This is a genomic window from Advenella kashmirensis WT001, assembly GCF_000219915.2.
In the GTDB taxonomy this organism is placed as follows: Bacteria; Pseudomonadota; Gammaproteobacteria; order Burkholderiales; family Burkholderiaceae_B; genus Advenella; species Advenella kashmirensis.
In genome coordinates this window covers 1,731,174-1,753,761 of sequence record NC_017964.1, presented here as the reverse complement: position 1 = coordinate 1,753,761, position 22,588 = coordinate 1,731,174, and the positions used below count along the sequence as shown (strand labels likewise).

Here is a 22,588-nt window from a genome sequence, read left to right as displayed (position 1 = left end):
TGATTATAAGGCAACTGGTACTAAAATGATACTGATTTGATTTTTTTCCAACGCATCAGGCAATAAACAAGGAATCAACATGGCCGTACAGCAGAAAAAACAGGACGAGACATGTCCCGTGGCGCGTTCAGTAAATCTGGTCGGGGACCGCTGGTCGTTACTGCTGGTGCGGGACGCCTTCGATGGCAAACGCCGATTCAGTGATTTTCAACGTGACCTGGGAATTGCAAGAAGTATTCTGACAGATCGCCTGCGCAACCTGGTGCAAGCCGGCATTTTTGAGGTGCGGCCGGCATCTGATGGCAGCGCCTATCAGGAATACGCGCTCACCCCTAAGGGAGAAACGCTTTTTCCGGTCATAGTGGCACTTCGACAGTGGGGAGAACAGCACTTGTTTGCGCCGCAAGAGGCGCATTCACAGCTTATCGATATCCAATCGGGGAAGCCATTGCGTTTAATGCAGCCGGTTTCTCAGGAGGATCACGTTGTCGCCGCAAGCGCAACGCGGGTCATTAAGCCTGCACCATCAGTGCAACGCCTTGCTTCTGGAAACAAAAAGCGCCCGACATCAAAGACTCATACACCTGCGAAAAAGCGGTAAATGAGTCAGACGATGCCTGGCGCTTACTCAGCAAACGGATGCCGATCAGGCGAATGCAGAAAGATCCAGTTTTGCCTTGGTTTTTTCCTGTACTTCTTCGATGGTGACATCAGGAGCAAGCTCGGTCACTTTCAAGCCGTTGTCCGTCACTTCCATGACGCACAGATCGGTAATGATCACATCAACGACCCCCACGCCGGTCAATGGCAGGTTGCACTCGGGCAACAATTTGATGTCGGTAGTGCCGTCTTTTTTACGAGCGACATGCTCCATCAGCACAATGACACGGCCCACGCCGGCCACCAGATCCATCGCGCCACCCATGCCCTTGACCATCTTGCCGGGGATCATCCAGTTGGCCAGGTCGCCCTTTTCAGATACCTGCATGGCGCCCAGAATAGCCAGATTGATTTTGCCGCCACGAATCATGGCGAACGAATCTGCAGATGAAAAAATAGACGAGCCTGGCAGCGTTGTGACGGTCTGCTTGCCGGCATTGATCATGTCCGGATCAATTTCCTCTTCGGTCGGAAAAGGGCCGATACCGAGCAGGCCGTTTTCCGATTGCAGCCACACTTCCACACCTGGCGGTACGTGGTTGGCCACCAGCGTAGGCAGGCCAATACCCAGATTCACATAGAATCCGTCCTGCAGTTCTTTTGCTGCACGCGCAGCCATTTGATCGCGATTCCAAGCCATGTTTATTCTCCTTTGGACGGACGTGTGGTGCGTTGTTCAATCCGTTTCTCAGGATTCTCGTTCAATACGATGCGCTGCACGTAAATGCCGGGAAGGTGAATCTGATCAGGATCCAGATCGCCTATTTCAACGATTTTTTCCACTTCGGCCACGGTGATTTTGCCGGCCATCGCCACGTTGGGGTTGAAGTTGCGAGCTGTCTTGCGGAAAATCAGGTTGCCACTGCGATCGGCGATATAGGCCTTGACCAGTGACACATCGGGTGTCAGTGAACGCTCCATCACGTATTCGTGGCCGTCGAACTCGCGAATTTCCTTGCCATCGGCAACGATGGTGCCCACCCCGGTGCGTGTAAAGAAAGCAGGTATGCCCGCGCCCCCGGCGCGCAATTTTTCCGCCAGAGTGCCCTGGGGCGTAAATTCCAGTTCCAGCTCTCCATTCAGATACTGTCGTTCGAATTCTTTATTCTCACCCACATAGGAGGCGATCATTTTTTTGACCTGCCGCGTATTGAGCAGCTGACCAAGTCCGAAACCGTCAACACCCGCATTGTTGCTCACGCACGTTAAGTTTTTAACGCCTGAATCGCGCAGCGCCGCAATGAGTGCTTCGGGAATGCCACAAAGACCGAACCCTCCAACGCCGATCATCTGCCCGTCGCTACGATGCCTTCGAGCGCCAGATTGGCATTTGCAAATACCTTATCCATTTACTCTTCCTTTACTGATAATGAAACATGAATGACAAGCTGGTACGCCTTTCGGCTTATACACCGGCGTGTGATGGGGCCGCCGCAAACTGCCTTTGCAACTGCTCGAGCAGCGCTGCCGGCCATGGACTTGATTTTCCCGATGCCAGGTCACTGAGGACCACAACTGCGCGGGAACGCGCATAGAGGATCTCGGGCTCGCCTTGCTTGCGTATAAGAATATTGCATTCCATGCTGGAGCGACCAATTCTTACAAGGTGGTGCACGACTTCGATATTGCCTGGCCAGCTCATGGGCTTGAGAAAATCACATTCCGCGCGTGCCAGCACGACACCGATACCCGGGCCAAACAGATGCCGCAACGGCCCGAAAATCTGCATGCGGGCCTCTTCAATGGCGCGAAAATACACGGTATTGTTTACGTGTTGCAATGCATCCATATCGGCCCATCGCAGGACAAATACATGGCGGTGTTCGCCTTGCACGGAGCCGCCCTGTTCAGGCGCCGACAATACACTATCGGGCATTAATGATCTCCTTCAATGACCTTGTTTTCACTGGAGATACTGTAGCAGATTTCTGTTACACCAACCCGGCGCAGGCCTGCCTTATTGGTACTTGTCCTAGGTACAACGACCCGACTTGAATATCGGTGCAATACGGCTCTTTCTTTTCGCACCGCAGCATGAACAGCCAGGATCGGGTCGCCTGATTAGCCCCTCATCCGCATGCACCCCCCCCGAATGTTCGCCCCTTTTTTGATTTGCGACGCCCTTAACCGCCCAGCACGACCGAACGGTTTTTCACCCGATAGTCAGGCATCTGACGTTGTCTGTTCCGCCAGTCAGATCATTCTGCCGTTTCACCGCAGTTAACAACGACTTCAGGCATAAAGAACTGCATTTGCGCCCTCATTGCAATACAATCGACATTAAATACAGAATTACATTATCTCAGGAGTTAGCGCGAATGTCAGAACGCGAATCAATGGAATATGACGTTGTGATCGTCGGAGGCGGACCGGCAGGTCTGGCTGCAGCGATCAAATTCAAACAGCTCTGTCAGGAAAAGGGACAGGATTACTCAGTCTGCGTACTTGAAAAAGGCGGCGAAATTGGCGCGCATATTCTTTCAGGCGCGGTCATGGATCCGCAGGCATTGACCGAACTCATTCCGGACTGGAAAGAAAAAGGCGCGCCGCTGGGCGTAGAAGTGACCGAAGACCAGTTTCTGTTCCTGAGCGAAACAGGACAAAAAGCCACGCCAAATTGGGCGCTGCCACCCTGTTTTCATAACGAAGGCAACTATATCGTACGCCTGGGCTATGTAACGCGCTGGCTCGGTGAGCAGGCCGAAGCACTGGGTGTTGACATCTTCCCCGGTTTTGCAGCCACCGAATTGCTATACAACGAGGCCGGCGGTATTCGCGGCGTAGCCACTGGCGATATGGGCCTGGACCGTGATGGCAACCAGACCGCGCATTACCAGCCAGGCATGGAGCTACATGCAAAATATACCTTGTTTGCCGAAGGCTCGCGTGGCCAGCTGGGACGTCAACTGATTGAGAAATACAAGCTCGACCAGGGTCGTGACCCGCAAAGCTACGGTATTGGCATCAAGGAAATGTGGGAAATTGATCCGGCAAAATTCAAAAAAGGCCTGGTGGTTCACACCGCAGGCTGGCCGCTGGATTCAGATACCTATGGCGGCTCTTTCCTGTATCACCTGGAAGACAATCTTGTCATGGTCGGCATGGTGGTGGGCCTGGACTACGCCAACCCATGGCTGTCGCCCTTCGACGAGTTCCAGCGTTATAAAACCCACCCAAGCATCCGGCCGTATTTTGAGAACGGCAAACGTATCGCTTATGGCGCTCGCGCCATTACCGCTGGCGGTCTGCTGTCCCTGCCCAAACTGGTTTTCCCCGGTGGCGCGCTTATCGGCTGCGAGGCTGGCTTTCTGAATGCCAGTCGCATCAAGGCAGCCATGCCGCCATCAAGACCGGCTCGCTGGCGGCCGAGGCAGCTTTCGAAGCACTCACCGCCGAACGCAGCCAGGACATTCTGTCGGCTTACCCCATCGCGTTTGAACAGAGCTGGTTGTATGAGGAGCTGAACAAGGCTCGCAACTTCAAGCAATGGTTCAAAAAAGGACGGCTGATCGCCACCCTCATGACTGGCATTGAGCAACTGGTCTTCAGGGCAAAATGCCCTGGACGATTCATCGCACCAAAGCCGATCACGAGTGCCTGAAACCGGCTGCCGAGTGTGCCAAGATAGATTATCCCAAGCCTGACGGAAAGCTCACCTTTGACCGGTTGACTTCGGTATTTATTTCGAACACCAACCATGAAGAGAACGAGCCGGTGCACCTGACGCTGAAAGATGCCTCGATCCCGGTCGACACCAATCTACGCGTCTATGCCGGGCCCGAGCAGCGCTACTGCCCTGCCGGTGTCTACGAGTTCGTCAAGGACGATCAGGACCAGGATCGCCTGCAAATCAACGCGCAGAACTGCGTACACTGTAAGACCTGTGATATCAAGGACCCTACGCAGAACATTGTGTGGGTAGCGCCTCAGGGCGGTGAAGGGCCGGTATATAACGGCCTGTAATACGCGTCATCCCAATGGTCGGCCGGGCACACTAGACCGACCGTCGCCATCCTACAAGACCAGCTCAATAGAAAGCCTGCCAGCATGTTTACCGTGCTGGCAGGCTTTTTGTTCGTCTCTGTGCTTCGTTGTTAACCGAAAGCACTAACACAATAAGCTGATCACCGGCGAAGTACACCTGCAATGAAGTACAACACCGCCTGTGCGCGCCAACATACTGCGTCTACATGCCGATAGCCAGAAGGTTGAATGGTGCCTGTACAAAAAAAGCTGAAACCCGTACATGGGTTTCAGCTCTGTTCATTGCCGGCCTTTAATGAATGCGGCCCAAGTCGGATTCAATATCGCCAATGATTACTGAACTGTGATACTCAGACAGACTCAGTCAATTGCTCAAGAATAGCCGGATTTTCAAGCGTGGAGACGTCTTGCGTGACCTCTTCGCCCTTGGCCACCACGCGCAGCAAACGCCGCATGATTTTACCCGAACGCGTTTTTGGAAGATTGTCGCCAAAACGGATGTCCTTGGGCTTGGCAATCGGGCCGATTTCCTTGGCAACCCAGTCGCGCAATTGCTTGGCGATCTCTTTGGCTTCGTCGCCATGAGGCGTTCGCGCTTGAGCACGACAAAGGCCACGACTGCCTCACCGGTAGTGGCATCAGGCCGGCCTACCACAGCCGCTTCGGCAACCAGTTCATGCGACACCAATGCAGACTCCACTTCCATGGTGCCCAGGCGATGACCGGAAACGTTCAGCACATCATCGATGCGCCCCATAATCCAGAAATAGCCGTCGGCGTCCCGCTGCGCGCCATCACCAGCCAGATAGTATCCTCGGTACTCCGGAGGGAAATAACTGTTCTTATACCGTTCCTGATCGCCCCATACGTTGCGGATCATGGCCGGCCACGGTTTTTTAATGACCAGGAAACCACCCTTGCCGTCCGGCACGTCTTCACCTGTTTCATCAACAATGGCAGCAAAGATACCAGGCAGCGGCAATGTGCAAGACCCAGGCTTAAGTGGTGTTGCCCCAGGCAATGGTGTAATCATCTGGCCGCCGGTTTCTGTTTGCCACCAGGTATCTACAATGGGGCAGCGCTCTTTACCTACATTTTTATAATACCAGACCCAGGCTTCGGGATTGATGGGCTCGCCCACAGAACCAATGATACGCAAGCTAGATAGGTCGAAGCTGTTCGGATGGACCTTGGCGTCTGCATCAGCAGCCTTGATCAGCGAGCGGATCGCGGTGGGAGCCGTGTAAAAGGTGGTGACCTTGTGGCGCGCAATCATGTCCCAAAAGCGGCCAGCATTTGGATACGTTGGCACGCCTTCAAATACCACTTGAGTGAGACCGGCTGCCAGCGGACCATAAGTGACATACGTGTGGCCAGTGATCCAGCCGACGTCGGCTGTACACCAGAACACGTCGCCCGGCTTCTGATCAAATGTCCATTTGACGGTAAGCTGCGCCCACAGCAGATAGCCAGCAGAGGAGTGTTGAACGCCTTTGGGCTTGCCGGTAGAGCCTGATGTGTAAAGGATAAACAACGGGTCTTCTGAATTCATGGCCACCGGTTCGCAGACATCAGACTGCTTGCCTTCGAAGTCGCTCCACCAAACGTCGCGACCTTCGGTCCAGGCGGTTTCGGTGCCCGTGCGACGATAGACAATGACCGAACGCACCTTCTCTGTATTGCTTTGCGCCAGTGCTTCATCGACGGCAGGTTTCAGCGGCAGCGCCTTGCCCCCCCGATACTGCCCATCTGCGGTAATGACCAGTGTGGCACCCACATCGACAATTCGTTCATGCAGGCTCTTGGCCGAGAAGCCGCCAAACACCACGGAGTGAATGATCCCCAGACGCGCGCAAGCCTGCATGGCCACGACCGCCTCGATGGACATGGCAGATAAATGATGGCGGTGTCGCCCTTCTTGTATCCAGCCTGCTTGAGACCATTGGCAAAACGACTGACTCGCGCCAGCAATTCTTTATAGGTAACCGGCGTGACTGCTCCGTCATCCGCTTCAAAAATGATGGCAGTCTGATCACCCCGCCCCTCGACGACATGCTTATCCAGACAGTTATACGAAACGTTCAGTTCGCCATCGGCAAACCACTTATAAAATGGCGCTCCCGACGCATCCAGAACCTGGGTGAATGGCCTGATCCAGCGCAGATGTTCGGTTGCCTGGCGTTTCCAGAAGCCTCAAAGTCATCTTCAGCTTCCTTATAGAGTGCTTTATAAGCATCCATACCCGATACCACAGCATTCCGGACAAAATCGTCATTGGGCGGAAATACGCGGTTTTCGACGAGTACGGACTCAATTGAAGTGGACATATAAGCGGTCTCCTGTACGTATAGTGTGAAATAGTTAAAGCTGATATTCCGTGCTGGGCTCGATCACGCAGTGCGCGTCAGCCATGTTCTATATATATTAGCCGAGAATAAATCAAAAGGTAATCCGCAACAACCTGTATAGAACACGCTACAGGTCAGCGGCCAAACGCCGGTGTGATCTGCCGCCCGGCCGGAGCACGGGTGGCCCGGGGCGTTAGCGACAACAACGTAACCGGCATCCGGCACCAAGCATTCGGCACCAAAAGCGACAATATAAACATCACCGCAAGCAAAGAACGACGCTCTATAGCGGGCAATTAGCCTGCGTGAGACGGAGCGCATCTTAAGGTTGCCCACGGATAATGGTAGCGCCCCCAGGTGATGATCACAAAGCCGCTGCGTTATCGGACTAGCTCTGTTATGCCATTGCAAGATATAACGAATCCATTTAAATTCATTTGACTCACATCACGTTGCCCATGAATAAACTGAAATAATATTAAACTTCGTCTTTTCTTCGCATCTGAGCCAAATCGCACTGGATTATTGAAATAATGCTCCGATTTTTGCCTGACTTGCCTGGCAATTTGTTCTGCCGCACCATTAAGTCACAATTGAATTTTATTTTTACATTTTCAGCCTACAAACCTGACGTAACATTGAACTGACACAATCACGCAAGTTACCGTAAGAAACACCTAAATTCATCCAACTTCCCGCATCTCCGAGATCGATTTCAAACACAAAATCAAATGATCAATTTTTGCCCAATAATGTAAATTTTTCTTAATTTCATTCTAGAAAATCTTTATAAATCAGTTGTGACTGCATTGATTTTTATGTAAAATTTGCCCAGCTTTTGGAAAAGCTAGTTCGGACACCCTATAATTTACGATATGTAACGACTATGCCCCACACTCCCTTGGCTCAGTCTTCAGCAAATACCGCAACCGTCTACGACGGTCTTTACTCTCCCTCCTCTGCATTTCCCTCAGTAGTTTCACTTTCTCCCAAGTCGCCATCGCCGACGATCTCGATCAGGAACAATCCCAGAAACTCATCATCACCCAGAATGGCGTGGTTGATGCAACCACTGAAAAACCTGTATCGGAATGGGATCCCCGAATTTCAGACCCTATCGGTGATTTGATTGCCCAGGCCAAGCTGCGTCGCAATAACAAGGACGCAGCCATCGATTCGCCGGCGCAGCCTCAAGCGAACTGGCCGAAGCCGCACTGAACTATCTCGGCGTGCGTTACCGTTTTGGCGGCACCACGCCCAAAGGCGGCTTTGACTGCTCTGGCCTCATTTACTACACCGCCAGCAAATACATGGGCGTGAACTTACCACGCGTAGCCGCGTCCATGGCAAAAATAGGCGAATCGGTCAGCCGTGACGAACTTAAGCCCGGCGATCTGGTATTTTTCAATACCCGGGGCAAACGTTACTCGCATGTCGGAATATATGTGGGTGAGAACAAATTTGTTCATTCGCCACGTACGGGTTCTGTCGTTCGTGTAGACAAGATGGACAATGTCTACTGGAACAAACGCTATAACGGCGCACGCCGTCTTGAAGGACAGCGCGTCGCCTCTCGCTGATCTGTGATTGTGATTAGCGACAGCTCGCAAGCGGCCAGTAATGTTCGCGGGCGATCAGACCATGGCATGGTCAAATGAGTACGATCAAAAAAACCGGACGTTTTCTATACAGAATGTCCGGTTTTTTTCATTTCCGATGTATTGAATACAACTAACGGCTATCTGATGCATTGGCGATCTGTTGATTATGGATTAACCATCGACCGCCACCTCCATCGACCATCATGCATCTTCAGTCGAAGATTTTGCATTGAACACAACAGCCCTGCGTCTTGCGAGAAAGGCGACGTTTCAGCACCCAGTGCTGTCCGCAAAGACAGGACAAATATTCGCGGCCTGACATGCCGCAAGCACAGTTGAGTACCACCGCAGGCGCAGGTCATCCCATGCCCTGCAACACCAGAACAGCCCAGAGCCAGTTGGGCCGCCTAATCAGTTATTGTTGCTGGTTGCCCTTGCCTGCCTTTTCACGCTGCGGACAATCGGCACAGCGAAAACCCGATTGCGTTAGCGCCTGCTGCATACTGCATAGTGAGCGACGACAAGCAACCACAGGAACACCTGCTTTTTGCGCCGCAGACCGAAATGACTTCATGACGTTATGACCAAGAAAGTCTGTCAGCAAAATAACCATTTGCGTCCCGGTGGGCAATTGATAGGTTTTCTTCTGATGGGATGGATCGCGCCCGCTGATGTGCTGCTTGATTTCAATATTATGATCTTTTAGAAGCACCGGGATATTGCCCAGACGATCTGCGCCAACCACTACTGCACTCATATTTCCAATCATAGTCTTCTCCATAAAAACTGAATTTATTATAAATGAGAATCATTATTATTAGCAATGTTATTTTTCATAAATTTATCAGAGATCAATGGAATGACATGTTCGCCCCTTCCAAATGCAATCTTTAGTGATGCATTTATTCGGTTTCCCTATGCGGAGAGACAAACCGTCTCACCCATAGCCTCATCCATTAGCCTGACCGACGACTTCACCAATGCTCGCCTGCTCAGCTCAAAAGCCACAGCCTTTCATACGAAGCGCGCCTTACCCGGACGATATGAACCCTGTTGCGCAGCCGCACGCGCTAGGGTTAATCCTCAATGGATATTTACACTGAAGAGGCATAGAATTAAAACACTTGTTTAAATCACCTGTTTAATTATGGCCACCAGTCGCAGCGAAGTAACCCGCAAATCGATTCTGAATGCAGCGGAAACCCTGTTTGTGAAGGCAGGCTACGATGCAACCTCACTGCGCCAGATTACATCGGCCGCCAGTGTCAATCTTGCGTCCATCAACTACCATTTCGGCAGCAAGGAAGAACTGGTACGGGCGGTACTGAAGCGGCGTCTTGAATGGATCAATCGCGAACGTATCCGCTTGCTGGACGAACTTGAAAAAGCCGCCGCGCCCAATTCGGTCAAACCGTCCCTGCTGGTCGATGCGTTCTTCGGCACCCTGCTGCGTCACGCGTCCGATCCGGAACATGATGCAAACATTTTCATGCGCCTGCTCGAGCGCACCATGACCGATCCGTCCAATTTCATCAAGACCCTGTTTGCGCAGGAATACGTCGAAGTCGTCTCCCGCTACAAAGCCGCATTTGTGCGCGCCATGCCCGATGTGCCCGAAGCAGAGATCATCTGGCGCTTCCATTTCATGCTTGGCGCTACCTCTTATGCGATCGCCGGCATCAACATTCTGCAGGGCGTTCTACCGGATATGACATCGTCGATGGTTGACGAAAATGTGTACGACGAACTGCTCTTGCCCCGATTAATGAGTTTTCTATTAGGAGGACTGCGTGCCCCTCTCCCAACAAATTAAAGCGTTTCGCAAACGTCACATCAGCCGCCCCCTGCTGAGCAAGTTCAAGAAGGTGCTGCCTTCCATGTCGGACACTGAAAGGGATGCGATCGAGGCTGGCACCGTGTGGTGGGATGCGCAGCTGTTCAGCGGCAAGCCGGACTGGACCATGTTGCAGCAGTTTCCGAAACCGACCCTGACTGCCGCCGAGCAATCATTCCTGGACCATGAAGTGGTTCATGCATGTTCATTGGTCGATGACTGGAAAATCACAACTGAAGATTTCGACCTGCCGGCCGAAGCCTGGCACTACATCAAATCCAAGCGCTTCCTGGGCATGATCATTCCCGAGCAATATGGTGGCCTGGGATTTTCCGCCTTTGCCCATTCAGAAGTGATGACTCGGCTATCCACCCGCAACTCGGCGCTGGCCGTATCGGTTATGGTTCCCAACTCGCTGGGGCCCGGCGAATTGCTGGTGCACTATGGCACTGAAGAACAGAAAAACCATTACCTGCCGCGTCTTGCACGGGGTGAAGATATCCCCGCCTTCGCGCTGACCAGCCCCTGGGCCGGCTCCGACGCGGCAGCCATTCCCGACAGTGGTGTCGTCTGCATGGGCGAATGGAATGGTCAGCAGGTGCTGGGCATGTCGGTATCCTGGAATAAACGCTACATTACGCTGGCGCCGGTCTGCACCTTACTGGGTTTGGCATTTCGCCTGTTCGATCCCGACGGCCTGCTCGGTGACAAAAAAGATCTTGGCATTACCTGCGCGCTGGTGCCGCATGATCATCCCGGCGTACAGATCGGGCGTCGCCACTTTCCGTTGAATGCCATGTTCATGAATGGCCCGACCGAAGGTAAAAATGTCTTTATGCCGCTGGATTTCATCATTGGCGGCCCGCAAATGGCCGGCCAGGGCTGGCGCATGCTGATGGAATGTCTGGCCGCCGGACGTTCCATCTCGCTGCCCTCTTCCAATGTTGGCATGGCGCAGATGACCGTTCGCGCGGTCGGCGCTTATTCACGCATACGCAAGCAGTTCAATCTGTCCATCGGTAAATTCGAAGGCATTGAAGAAGTGCTGGCACGCATGGGCGCCTATACCTATATGACCAACGCCGTAAGGGTCATGACCGCCGGTGCGGTGGATCTGGGTGAAAAACCGTCAGTGGTTTCGTCCATTGCCAAATACCATGTGACCGAGCGCGCCCGCGTGATCGTCAATGACGGCATGGACATCATTGGCGGTAAGGGTATTTGCCTAGGCCCCTCCAATTTTCTGGGCCGTGCCTATCAACAAATTCCGGTTGGCATCACCGTGGAAGGCGCCAACATTCTCACACGCAGCCTGATTATTTTCGGACAGGGGGCCATTCGCTGCCATCCGTACGTTCTCAAGGAAATGGCAGCCGTGCAGGAAACGGATCCGACGATCGCGCTAGCCAAGTTTGACGATGCCCTGTTCGGTCATATCGGCTTTGCCTGCAAAAATGGCGTGCGCTCGCTGTTTAGCGGTCTGTTCGGCTCTGCTGTGCTGGGCGTAAAGGCTGGCACCGCCCTGGCGATGCGCCCCTATTATGGCCAGATCACCCGCCTGTCGTCTGCATTGGCGCTGAGCGCAGACGTCGCCATGCTGGTGCTGGGTGGAAGTTTGAAGAAACGCGAGAAAATTTCCGCGCGCCTGGGCGATGTGCTGTCCCAGTTATACCTGGCCTCGGCCACCTTGAAGCAATTTGAAGATCATGGCGCGCAAGCCGACGAGGCTGCCTTTGTGCACTGGTCGGTTCAGGATGCGCTGGAAAAGGCGCAAGCCGCATTGCTCAATGTGTATCGTAATTTCCCAAATCGCTGGATCGGCGCAGCGCTGCGTCTGATCGTCTTTCCCTGGGGCGGCGTATTCCGCCGGCCCAATGATCGGCTTGATCGCGCCATTTGCGAGCAATTGATGCAACCGGGCGCCGCCAGAGATCGCCTGACAGCAAATTGCTATATACCTGACAGCGACCAGGATCCGATTGGTGCCATTGAAAAGGCCCTGCGCGCTACCATGCGCGCCGAACCAATAGATGCGAAAATCCGCGACGCCGAAAAACGCGGCGTGTTCGACGGACATCCGGCCGGTAATGTGCGCGACATCACTGAACTGGCGCACCAATTGAACCAGATCAGCGACGAAGAATATGCCTTGTTGCGCGAACGCGACCGACTGCGCGACAAAGTCATCCACGTCGACGATTTCCCGTTTGATCTGGGCCTGGCAAGAATGCAGGCCGCAACGGGCTCTTCAACACCACACACCACCAAGGAATCCTGACCATGACATTCAAACCTGTTTATGTCGTCGATGGTGCCAGAACACCCTTTCTGAAAGTGCGAGGCGGTCCCGGACCCTTTTCTGCAAGTGACCTGGCCGTACAGGCGGCACGCGCCTTAATGCTGCGCCAGCCTGTCGAGACAACCGCACTGTCCGAAGTCATTGTAGGCTGCGCTGCCCCAACGCCCGATGAAACCAATATCGGTCGCGTGGTTGGCCTGCGCGTGGGCACCGGCCATCGTGTGCCGGCCTGGACCGTTATGCGCAACTGCGCCTCCGGCATGCAAGCGCTCGATTCTGCCTGCGCCAATATTCAAACGGGACGTTCTGATCTGGTGCTCGCTTGCGGCACAGACGCATTATCACGCGCGCCCTTGCTGTTTTCCGACGCGATGGTCGGCTGGCTGGCCAAATGGAATAGCGCCAAATCCACCGGGCAGAAACTGGGCCTGCTGAGGCAGTTCAGATTGAGCAATCTTGCGCCCGTTATCGGACTGCTCAAAGGCCTGACAGATCCGGTCATTGGCATTTCCATGGGGCAGACTGCTGAAAATCTGGCCTGGGAATTTGGCATCACACGCCGTGAAATGGACGCGTTCAGTGTTCGCAGTCACGAACGCGCGATCTCGGGTCAGAACCGCCATGCGTTCGCAGAAATTGCCGCCATCATCGACGAAAAAGGCAATGCCTATACTGAAGACGACGGTGTCCGTCGCGACTCCACGATAGATAAACTGGGGACACTCAAACCGGTATTTGACAAACCCAGCGGCAATGTCACGGCAGGCAACAGCTCCCAGGTAACTGATGGTGCCGCTGCCCTGCTGCTGGCCTCGGAAGAAGCCGTGAGCAAATGGAATCTGCAGCCGCTGGGCCGCATCGTAGACGCCCAGTGGGCTGCACTTGATCCGGCACAAATGGGCCTGGGCCCAGTACACGCCAGTGTGCCTATCCTGCAGCGTCATGGCCTCGGACTGAATGATCTGGATCTTTGGGAAATCAACGAGGCCTTTGCCGCGCAAGTGCTGGGCTGCATCCGCGCCTTTGAAAGCGAAAAATACTGCCAGACCCATTTTGGCTTCCCGGCGTTCGGTACGCTGGACCAGGACAAATTGAATGTGGATGGTGGCGCCATTGCATTAGGGCATCCGGTTGGCGCCTCTGGCGCACGCATCGTATTGCATCTGCTACAGGCGCTACGCGCACGTAATCTCAAGCGCGGCATGGCGTCCATTTGCATCGGTGGCGGCCAGGGTGGCGCGATGCTTGTCGAAACCATGCAGTAAGGATCAATCATGACAACTGTGAAAACATACCAGAACTGGGCCCTGCACAACGATGCGCAGAATATTGCATGGCTGACTATTGACTGCCCGGACCGCAGCATGAATGCGCTGGCAAGCGACGTTATGGAAGAGTTGGCCGACATCATCGGCAGCCTGGAAGCCGCACCGCCCAAAGCCTGATCATCCGCTCGGGCAAACGCAATGGATTCATTGCCGGCGCCGACGTCAAGGAATTTCAAAACGTCGAGAACGTGGACAATGGCCGTAAGCTGATTGAACGTGGCTGGCATTTATTCAACCGTATCGAAAAGCTAGCCTTTCCTACACTGGCACTCATGCACGGCCCCTGCCTGGGTGGCGGGCTGGAACTGGCACTGGCGTGCCGTTATCGAATCGCGATCGATTCTCCCAAGCCGGTGATCGGCCTGCCTGAAGTCAAATTGGGCATCTTCCCCGCCTGGGGCGGCCTGATGCGACTACCCCGCCTGATTGGTCCGCAAACCGCCCTGAACATGATGCTGACCGGTCGCACACTGGATGGCCGCAAGGCCAGGTCTGCCGGTCTGGTAGATTTGCTGGTCGCACCCCGAGTTGCAGAGAAATCGGCGATCGATCTGGTCACGTCGGGCAAACCGGCGCGTCAGGCTCGCGGCCTGGCCGGCTTGCTCAATCGTGCACCGTTCAAGTCGCTGGTGGCTGCCCAGGCACGCAAAAGCGTCAAGCAAAAAGACCCTTATGGCCACTACCCCGCCACCCTGACCATGCTGGATCTGTGGGAAAAACATGATGGCGACCCGTTGGCCGATCCCCAGGCGCTGACCCGGCTGCTGCAATCGGATGTCACCCGCAATCTGATCCGTGTATTTCACCTGCAGGAGCGGCTCAAGGCGTTTGGCAAGAAGGATAATGCCACTCCCGTCAACCATGTTCATGTGATCGGGGCCGGCGTGATGGGCGGTGGCATCGCTGCCTGGTGCGCGCTGCAGGGCATCAAAACCACCTTGCAGGATACCGACGCCCAGCGCATCGCCGGGGCGTTCAAAAACGCCGTCTCCATTTATGCCCGCAAGGATCGGTATACCGCGCAGGCAGCCCGCGATCGCCTGATTCCGGACCTGGCGGGCCACGGTATCGCGACGGCTGATCTGGTGATTGAAGCGATCAGCGAAAATCCGCAAGCCAAGCAATCGCTCTACCAGCAGATCGAACCAAAAATGAAAGAAGGCGCCATTTTAGCCACCAATACATCCAGTCTGTCCATTGCGCAGTTACGCAGCGTGCTGGTGCACCCCGAACGTTTTGTCGGTATTCATTTTTTCAATCCAGTCTCACGCATGCCGCTGGTAGAAGTGGTACATGCCGATGGCATCGCCCAGGAAACTCTGGACACCGCTGCCGCCTTTGTCGGCAAAATCGGCAAACTGCCGCTGCCGGTTCAGGACACGCCGGGCTTTCTGGTCAACGCCGTGCTTGCTCCCTATATGCTGCAAGCCATGCGGTGCATTGACGAAGGCATGGATCCCGAAGTCATCGATACCGCAATGCTGGAGTTCGGCATGCCCATGGGGCCGATCACGCTGGCCGATACGGTTGGTCTGGATATTGCCATGGCAGCCGGCAAACAGCTGTCCGAAGGCCAGGAGCCGCCACGCTGCCTGCAAGAGAAGATTGCCCAAGGCAAGCTGGGTGTCAAAAGCGGCGAAGGCTTTTACGTGTGGAAAGACCGCAAGCATGACCAGCGCAGTAGCAAAGCCATCCCGCAAGGCCTGGCACAGCGCCTGATCAAGCCGCTGATAGAGCAGACCGAAAAACAACTTGCGAACAACATCGTGCAAGATGCAGATCTTGCCGATGCAGGCGTGATATTCGGAACCGGGTTTGCGCCTTTTACCGGAGGACCCATTCATTACAAACAAAGTAAAGGAGGACTATGACAACACGCAGCGGGGCAATAAGAATCACCCCTTTATATTACAAATGTGATAAGACTTGACAGCCTGCGGCAACACCATTGGCTATTAAACAAGCAATCACCGGTTTTACACTTAGGATGGACGTATGAAGAGACATACACATAAACTCCAGCGGACGCTTCTGAGCGCAACATTGCTCGGACTGGGAATATCAAACGTCACAGCGGTGCATGCCGCTGGCTTCGGTTTGCAGGAACAGAATGCCAGCGGACTGGGCGTTGCCTACGCGGGCAGTGGTGCCGTGGCAGAAAACGCTTCCACCATTTACTACAACCCGGCCGGCATGACCAACCTGCCCGGCCTGAATATATCAGTAGGTGGCAACTACATTATCCCGTCGTTCAAGTTCAGCAATGACCGCAGTTCGCTGCCTGCGGCCTTCGGCACAGCCAACGCCCGGTTCTCCGGCGCCCAGTTGGGCGACGAAGGCGATAACGCCGGCGGCGGCGCTTTTGTACCCAATGCCTATGTCTCTTGGCAGTCTCAGATCGTTTGTTCGCCGGCCTGGGCATCGGCGCACCCTTCGGCCTGGCGACAGATTATGGTGATGGCTTCATGGGCCGCTACCATTCGAAAAAGTTTGACATCGAAACCATCAACTTCAACCCGTCGCTCGCCTACAAGCTGAACAATAGCTGGTCTATCGGTGCTGGGATCAATATCCAGCGCATCAAGGCTGAATATGAGAAAAGCACCGTGGTTGACATGCGCAGCCAGGTAGCCGGTGCGGTAACGCAAAGGTACATCGCTGCCGGCGTTCCTGCCCAACAGGCTGCAGCCATGGGCAAGGCGGTGGGCGATCAGTACGGTCCCATCCTGGATGGCGAGGCCAAGGTAAAGATGAAGGATACGGCCCTGGGATGGAACATCGGCGTCATGTTCCACCCCAGCGAGGACACGCGCATCGGCCTGTCCTACCGGTCCCGTATCAAGTACAAAGCCACGGGCGATACCGACGTGGACATTCACCGCCCATCGGCCGCCATGATTGGTGCCATGCCCGCGCAGTTGCAGGAAATCTACGGCTTGGTGCCAGGATCGCTGACCACTTCATCCAGCGCCAGCGTGACACTTCCCGATACTGCCCTGTTTAGCGTGTATCAACGGATTAGCCCGCGCTGGGAACTGCTGGGAGATATTCAATGGACCGGCTGGAGCAGCCTGCCAAAGTTGACTATCAAGAGCGACACCCTGCCCGAGGCCGGCCTGGATCTGCGGTTCAAGGACTCCTGGCGCATTGCAGTAGGCGCCATGTATCAGGTGGCGCCACAATGGAAGCTGAAGGCCGGTGTTGCCTGGGACCAGTCACCGGTGCGCTCTGCGGAGCACCGCCCGGCCTCCTTGCCGGACAATGATCGCTATTGGTTCTCCGTGGGTGCGCAATATAAGCCTTCGGAAAATACCGCGATCGACGTAGGCTATAGCTATATGTACCTGAAAAAATCGCATGTAGACAATACCAACGACGGCAACCTTGCGCAATACGGTCGTCTGAGCGGCAGCTACAAGTCTCACGGCCATATTTTCGGCCTGCAGGTTTCGCACCGCTTCTGACAAGGTACCGGCTGTAACGTCAGCAGGATGCACTGTGCATGGCTCGGGCTCGTTCCGAGCCATGCACGGTGGCCTGCGCCACAACAAGAATTTTAGTCGGAGACAACAATGAAATTCAAGGCATCTTTTCTGGCCACAGCACTTGTCATTCTGTCGACCCTGGTGCTGGATGCCAACGCCCGGACTGTGGACGGACACACCGTGCCTGACACGCTGCAGGTCGGCAACACACAGCTGGTCCTCAATGGCGCCGGCATCCGCAAGAAAGTGGTATTCGACGTATATCTGGCGGCGTTGTACACTGGTAAAAAAACCGACCAGGCCCAGGCGCTGATCAGCAGTACGGCACCACGGGCCTTGCGGTTGGTGCTGTTGCGTGACATTGACAGCACTGATCTGGCCGATGCATTAAATGAAGGATTGCGAGACAATACGAATACAAGCCAATGGCAAGCGATACAACCGTCTGCCCAAAAATTTGCCGGGCTGCTGCTCAAGCAGAAAAGCCTTAAAAGAGGCAGTGTGATTGACCTCATCTTTTCCGGCTCGCGGGTGTCGGTTTCGGCGCTAGGAGGACAGCAAGGCGCGGTCGATGACGCGGGCTTTGCACAGGCACTGCTTGCAGTATGGCTGGGCAAAGACCCCGCCCAATCGTCGCTGAAACAGGCGTTGCTTGGTGTGGGTTGACGCTGCGGTCCGGCGTTAATTTATAGTCCTTTTACTCCCAGGATACGACATGGAAAAAATCTGGCTAAAAAATTATCCGACAGGCGTTCCGGCGGAAATTAATATAAACGACTATGCCTCGCTGGCGGACCTGTTCAATGAAAGCTGTGAACGCCATGCCAGCTCGACGGCGTATATCTCCATGGGACAGTCTCTGAGCTATGCCCAGTTGCATGAGGCAGCCCGCCACTTTGCCGCCTGGCTGCAGGAGCAAGGCGCTACGCGTGCACGCGCGTTGCCCTCATGATGCCCAATATCCTGCAATATCCGATCGCGCTGTTTGGCACGCTGCTGGCCGGATGCACAGTGGTGAACTGCAACCCCCTGTATACGGCCCGGGAACTGGAACATCAACTCAAGGACGCCCAGGCAGAGTTCGTCGTTGTCGTAGAGAACTTTGCGCATACGCTTGAAGTGGCCAGACCGGCGCTGCCAGATCTGAAACATGTGGTGGTAACAACGCTGGGCGATATGCTGGGCACGGTCAAGGGTCTGGTACTGAATCTGATCGTACGGCATGTGAAGAAGATAGTGCCCGCCTGGTCCCTGCCCGGTCATATTCGCTTTGCCGATATCATGAAACGCACCAACGTCAACGACTTCAGGCAGGTCAGCCTGGATCATTCAGACATGGCGTTCCTGCAATATACCGGCGGTACAACCGGCGTGGCCAAAGGCGCGGTGCTCAGCCACGGCAACCTGGTGGCCAATCTGTGCCAGGCATACGCCTGGGTCAAACCCTATGCAAAGGGCAATAATAAGGACTTTGTGGTCACTGCCCTGCCGCTCTACCATATCTTCGCGCTCACCGCCAATTGCCTTACTTTCATTCGCCTTGGCGCCACCAATCTGCTGATTCTGAACCCGCGCGATATTCCCGGCTTTATCAAAGAATTGCGCAAATATCCGTTTACCGCGTTCACCGGCGTCAACACGCTATTTAATGCGTTGCTAAACAATGCCGACTTCAAATCGGTGTCTTTTGAGCATCTGAAGCTCACGCTCGGCGGCGGCATGGCCGTGCAACGCCCCGTGGCGGAACGCTGGAAACAAGTGACCGGCAGACCGCTGACACAGGCTTACGGCCTGACCGAAACGTCGCCCGCGGTTACCATCAATCCATTGGATCTGAAAGAATTCAATGGCTCGATCGGCCTGCCAGTCCCTTCTACCGAGATTTCGATTCGCGACGACCAGGGCAAGGAGCTGGCCATCAATGAAACCGGAGAGCTGTGCGTCAAGGGTCCCCAGGTTATGCGGCAATACTGGAACAAGGAAGCCGAAACCCAGAAGGCCTTTGAACCTGATGGCTTTTTGCGCACCGGTGACATGGGATATATCAACGAGGACGGTTATATCTTCCTGGTCGATCGCAAGAAAGAACTGATCATCGTATCCGGATTCAATGTATATCCGTCTGAAATCGAAGAGGTGGTCGCCTCTCACCCGGGCGTCAGTGAGGTCGCCGCCATCGGTGCTGAAAACGGCGCATCAGGAGAAGTGGTCAAGATCGTTGTGGTCCGCAAGGATGCCGCGCTTACCGAAAAAGCATTGATTGATTTTTGCAGGAGCGAGCTGACGGGATATAAAGTGCCCAAGATTGTTGAGTTTCGTGATGAGCTGCCCAAGTCTGCAGTGGGTAAAATTCTCAAGCGCGAATTAAAACAGGCGCCTGACAAGCACTGAGAACGCAAACGCAGCGCCTTTCGGGCAAGGATTAAGAACGGCCTCAAAAGTAAAATCGAAGATGTGCTTTCGAGTACGCGCTGAAAACCAGGAAGGCGCGCTTTTGCAACTGAACTGAAACCGCCCGATGCCCGCTAGCCTGATAGTCTATAAAAAACACCCCAACGGCTGGTTTGATGTCCAGTTGTTGGGGTGTCGTTCAATGTCTTCAGGGCAGGGCTATTGACTGCGTCTGCGCGCCCTTGCTCGCGTCGGCCGACAGCCACCAGCACACCTGCCACGCTGGCCTGCGTTAACTTTATGATACCCGGCGCAGCGGCAGCGCAAAATCATTATCAGTATCGCCCGAGCCATTGGAATTGACTGCCGCCTCAACCGCATCGCGACTTAATTCCGGTGTCAGCATGGCCAGAAAATCGTAGACGTAATCGCGCAGGAATACACCGCTTTTGAGGCCGATGCGGGTGATATGCGTGCCAAAAAGATGCCCTACCGGAATACCCACGAAACCCGAATCGCGCCGAGGGTCAAACGCCACGCCGGCAATGATGCCAATGCCCATTTCAACATCGACATAAGTTTTAATCACATCGGCGTCAATGGCTTCCAGAACGATGTCCGGCTTGAGTCCTTTGTCGGCAAACGCCTGATCGATCGACGTGCGCCCGGAAAAAGCCCGATCATACGTGATGATGGGAAACTGGACAATCTGTTCCAGCGACAGGTTTTTTGCCTGCGATGACGTCAGCTCCGTTAGCGGATGATCTGGCTTGACTACCAGGGTATGCTCCCAGCTGTAGCAGGGCAATGTCGCCAGCCCGTTCACTTCGGATAAAGACTCAGTGGCCAGTGCAATATCAGCCTGCTCCTGCAACACCATTTGCGCCAGTTGCATCGGGCTGCCCTCGGCCAGGGACACATGAACCTTGGGAAAGCGGCGTCGAAATTCCGGGATGAATCGGGGCAGAAAATAGCGTGCCTGCGTATGTGTACATGCAATGACCAGGCTGCCCTCGTCGCGACGCGCAAATTCATCGCTCACTTTCTTCAGGTTATCAACCTCGATCATGATGCGCTCGATAATGCTGGCCACCGCTGCCCCGGGTTTCGTAAGACCTTTGATGCGCTTGCCGTGACGTTCGAAAACCTTGACGCCCAGTTCATCTTCAAACTCGATGATTGCCTTGGACACACCGGGCTGCGAGGTGAACAGAATTCGGGAGGCCTCGGTCAGGTTGTAGTTGCGTCTGATGGTTTCACGTATAAAACGAAATTGCTGTAGATTCATTATCCTTGCCTTTTTGATCCACCTGACCGCTGCAGGCGGGAACGCCGGAACAGTAACAACAGCACAGTGGGCCATCATAGCCCAGGACCGTCGCGGAACCCGCTGGTGGTGACAGCGTGCCGCCGCTAGCGGCAATACGCATTATCGGATTATAAGTTATAACGAACCGTATTTATATAATTATTAGATATATACATATAGTCTATTTCACTGACGGACTATATGTATATAGGAACGTTTACTAAGCCGCTGATTTTTTTGGTATTTTTAAACGCATCCGGGTATAGAACGCATACAGGCACAGTGCCAGGACAATGACATGCAAAGATAGGGTTCCGGTCAGAAAATCTATTTTTCCGTTACCGATCCAGCCACGCATCAGATTGATCATGTTCATATAGAGCAACCCGACCAGGCCCGCCAGCAGCAAGTCTCCGGAACGCCCCAGGCGGGGATTGACCGCACCCAGCGGAATTGCAAGCAATGCCAGATTCAGGGCGGCCAGCGGCAAAGAAATTCGCCACATGATCTGGGCCTGGCTTTCCGCCTTGCGGTCCTGTATCAGATTGGTGGTTGGGCGTGATTTCATCTGGTTCAGCGCATTCTGCCGGGCGATTTCATCGGCGCTGGTGCCCGAGGTATTTTCCAGCCGCAAGGTATAAGAATCGAAGCTGACCATTCGGAACTCGGCACTGTCTGTCTTCATGTCGTAACGATTGCCCGGTCCCAGCACCACGTAGCGATCACCATTGTCCTCGCGACGGATCCGTGCGTTTTTCGAAGTGACGATGGTGTACCAGTCGTTGTCCAGCACGCGGGCAAACACGGCGCCAATCTCATCTTGCGGGTCCGTGGGGGCTTCGGTGAAAAACACGCGCGCGCCGCCAGCCGATTCGATAAACTGCCCGGCGGTAATCTTGGACAGGTCGGAGCGCTGCTCGTAACGCTGGCGATATTCTTCGATCTGGCGATAAGCCAGGGGGTTACCTCCAGCGTCAGGATGGCAATCAGGACGCACACTGGCAGCGCCACACGCAATACCGGCGCAATCCAGTCTTTGAGCGAGACACCGCTGGCAAACCAGACCACCATTTCAGACTCTCTGTAATTGCGTGAAATGGTTGTGATGGTCGCAATAAACAGTGCCACCGACAAAATGGTAGGCAAGGCAGTAATACTCGACAGTGCGGCAATACCCAGGACGATGTCCGCGCCGATCTGCCCTTCGGCAGCCTGACCGAGCAGACGCACCAGCAGCACGCTCAGCCATACGATGACCAGCGTTGAAAAGACAACGCCACCGTGACTGGTGATTTCTGCAACAACGGACCGTTTGAATAGCGACATAAGCAAAGATGGGGGATAATGAG

General features: G+C 54.4%; 11 protein-coding genes and 7 pseudogenes. 11 read left to right on the top strand and 7 right to left on the bottom strand.

Features of this window, described 5'->3' with window-relative positions; genetic code table 11:
- Positions 1–79: 79 nt before the first annotated feature.
- Positions 80–601, top strand: a complete 522-nt coding sequence (locus tag TKWG_RS08185; protein WP_014750390.1) for a winged helix-turn-helix transcriptional regulator — start codon at positions 80–82, stop codon at positions 599–601.
- A gap of 45 nt (positions 602–646) precedes the next feature.
- Here TKWG_RS08185 and TKWG_RS08180 read toward each other — a convergent pair whose 3' ends face one another.
- The 3 genes and pseudogenes from TKWG_RS08180 to TKWG_RS08170 form a co-directional block, all read right to left on the bottom strand.
- Positions 647–1,300, bottom strand: coding sequence for a CoA transferase subunit B (locus tag TKWG_RS08180; RefSeq protein ID WP_014750389.1), 654 nt, complete (start codon positions 1,298–1,300; stop codon positions 647–649).
- A gap of 2 nt (positions 1,301–1,302) precedes the next feature.
- Positions 1,303–2,009: pseudogene (locus tag TKWG_RS08175) on the bottom strand (CoA transferase subunit A).
- A gap of 56 nt (positions 2,010–2,065) precedes the next feature.
- Positions 2,066–2,536 (bottom strand): acyl-CoA thioesterase, encoded by a 471-nt coding sequence (locus TKWG_RS08170; RefSeq protein ID WP_014750387.1) that lies wholly within the window; start codon positions 2,534–2,536, stop codon positions 2,066–2,068.
- Between the two features lie 442 nt (positions 2,537–2,978).
- Here TKWG_RS08170 and TKWG_RS08165 point away from each other — a divergent pair.
- Positions 2,979–4,623 (top strand): annotated as a pseudogene (locus TKWG_RS08165) (electron transfer flavoprotein-ubiquinone oxidoreductase).
- A gap of 371 nt (positions 4,624–4,994) precedes the next feature.
- Here the strand turns inward: TKWG_RS08165 and acs are convergent.
- Positions 4,995–6,971: pseudogene (gene acs / locus TKWG_RS08160) on the bottom strand (acetate--CoA ligase).
- 1,077 nt (positions 6,972–8,048) lie between these two features.
- On the opposite strand from acs, the gene TKWG_RS23590 reads away from it, so the two are divergent.
- Both TKWG_RS23590 and TKWG_RS22990 read left to right on the top strand, forming a co-directional pair.
- The gene (locus TKWG_RS23590) at positions 8,049–8,210 is read left to right on the top strand and encodes a hypothetical protein (protein WP_171815141.1); all 162 of its coding nucleotides are present in this window, start codon (positions 8,049–8,051) and stop codon (positions 8,208–8,210) included.
- 11 nt (positions 8,211–8,221) lie between these two features.
- Complete coding sequence (locus TKWG_RS22990) at positions 8,222–8,572, top strand: C40 family peptidase (protein ID WP_014750383.1); 351 nt, start codon at positions 8,222–8,224, stop codon at positions 8,570–8,572.
- A 436-nt stretch (positions 8,573–9,008) separates the two neighbouring features.
- On the opposite strand, the gene TKWG_RS08150 is transcribed toward TKWG_RS22990, so the two are convergent.
- Positions 9,009–9,362, bottom strand: coding sequence for a DUF2325 domain-containing protein (locus TKWG_RS08150; RefSeq protein ID WP_014750382.1), 354 nt, complete (start codon positions 9,360–9,362; stop codon positions 9,009–9,011).
- A gap of 378 nt (positions 9,363–9,740) precedes the next feature.
- Between TKWG_RS08150 and TKWG_RS08145 the strand changes: the two genes are divergently transcribed.
- The 7 genes and pseudogenes from TKWG_RS08145 to TKWG_RS08115 all read left to right on the top strand — a co-directional run bounded on the left by TKWG_RS08145 (position 9,741) and on the right by TKWG_RS08115 (position 19,930).
- A complete protein-coding gene (locus TKWG_RS08145) occupies positions 9,741–10,406 on the top strand; it encodes a TetR/AcrR family transcriptional regulator (protein WP_014750381.1) in 666 nt (221 codons plus the stop codon).
- Positions 10,384–12,705 carry an acyl-CoA dehydrogenase gene (locus TKWG_RS08140; protein WP_014750380.1) on the top strand — a complete coding sequence of 774 codons (2,322 nt, stop codon included), beginning with the start codon at positions 10,384–10,386 and terminating at the stop codon, positions 12,703–12,705. Before TKWG_RS08145 ends, TKWG_RS08140 begins: the two co-directional genes overlap by 23 nt.
- Before the next feature lie 2 nt (positions 12,706–12,707).
- Complete coding sequence (locus tag TKWG_RS08135; protein WP_014750379.1) at positions 12,708–13,991, top strand: acetyl-CoA C-acetyltransferase; 1,284 nt, start codon at positions 12,708–12,710, stop codon at positions 13,989–13,991.
- 9 nt (positions 13,992–14,000) lie between these two features.
- A pseudogene (locus tag TKWG_RS08130) lies at positions 14,001–15,925 on the top strand (3-hydroxyacyl-CoA dehydrogenase NAD-binding domain-containing protein).
- Positions 15,926–16,049: 124 nt separating this feature from the next.
- Positions 16,050–17,518 (top strand): annotated as a pseudogene (locus TKWG_RS08125) (OmpP1/FadL family transporter).
- Between the two features lie 108 nt (positions 17,519–17,626).
- On the top strand, positions 17,627–18,205 hold the full coding sequence (locus TKWG_RS08120; RefSeq protein ID WP_014750376.1) for a chalcone isomerase family protein: 579 nt from the start codon (positions 17,627–17,629) through the stop codon (positions 18,203–18,205).
- Between the two features lie 49 nt (positions 18,206–18,254).
- Positions 18,255–19,930: pseudogene (locus tag TKWG_RS08115) on the top strand (AMP-binding protein).
- A gap of 298 nt (positions 19,931–20,228) precedes the next feature.
- Here the strand turns inward: TKWG_RS08115 and TKWG_RS08110 are convergent.
- Both TKWG_RS08110 and lptF read right to left on the bottom strand, forming a co-directional pair.
- Positions 20,229–21,218 (bottom strand): CysB family HTH-type transcriptional regulator, encoded by a 990-nt coding sequence (locus TKWG_RS08110; protein WP_014750373.1) that lies wholly within the window; start codon positions 21,216–21,218, stop codon positions 20,229–20,231.
- A 241-nt stretch (positions 21,219–21,459) separates the two neighbouring features.
- A pseudogene (lptF, locus tag TKWG_RS08105) lies at positions 21,460–22,565 on the bottom strand (LPS export ABC transporter permease LptF).
- Between the last annotated feature and the right edge of the window lie 23 nt (positions 22,566–22,588).

Coding starts and splice junctions, on each gene's coding strand:
- TKWG_RS08185 (WP_014750390.1), top strand. CDS start 80: ATGGCCGTACAGCAGAAAAAACAGGACGAGACATGTCCCGTGGCGCGT.
- TKWG_RS08180 (WP_014750389.1), bottom strand. CDS start 1,300: ATGGCTTGGAATCGCGATCAAATGGCTGCGCGTGCAGCAAAAGAACTG.
- TKWG_RS08170 (WP_014750387.1), bottom strand. CDS start 2,536: ATGCCCGATAGTGTATTGTCGGCGCCTGAACAGGGCGGCTCCGTGCAA.
- TKWG_RS08150 (WP_014750382.1), bottom strand. CDS start 9,362: ATGATTGGAAATATGAGTGCAGTAGTGGTTGGCGCAGATCGTCTGGGC.
- TKWG_RS08145 (WP_014750381.1), top strand. CDS start 9,741: ATGGCCACCAGTCGCAGCGAAGTAACCCGCAAATCGATTCTGAATGCA.
- TKWG_RS08135 (WP_014750379.1), top strand. CDS start 12,708: ATGACATTCAAACCTGTTTATGTCGTCGATGGTGCCAGAACACCCTTT.
- TKWG_RS08120 (WP_014750376.1), top strand. CDS start 17,627: ATGAAATTCAAGGCATCTTTTCTGGCCACAGCACTTGTCATTCTGTCG.
- TKWG_RS08110 (WP_014750373.1), bottom strand. CDS start 21,218: ATGAATCTACAGCAATTTCGTTTTATACGTGAAACCATCAGACGCAAC.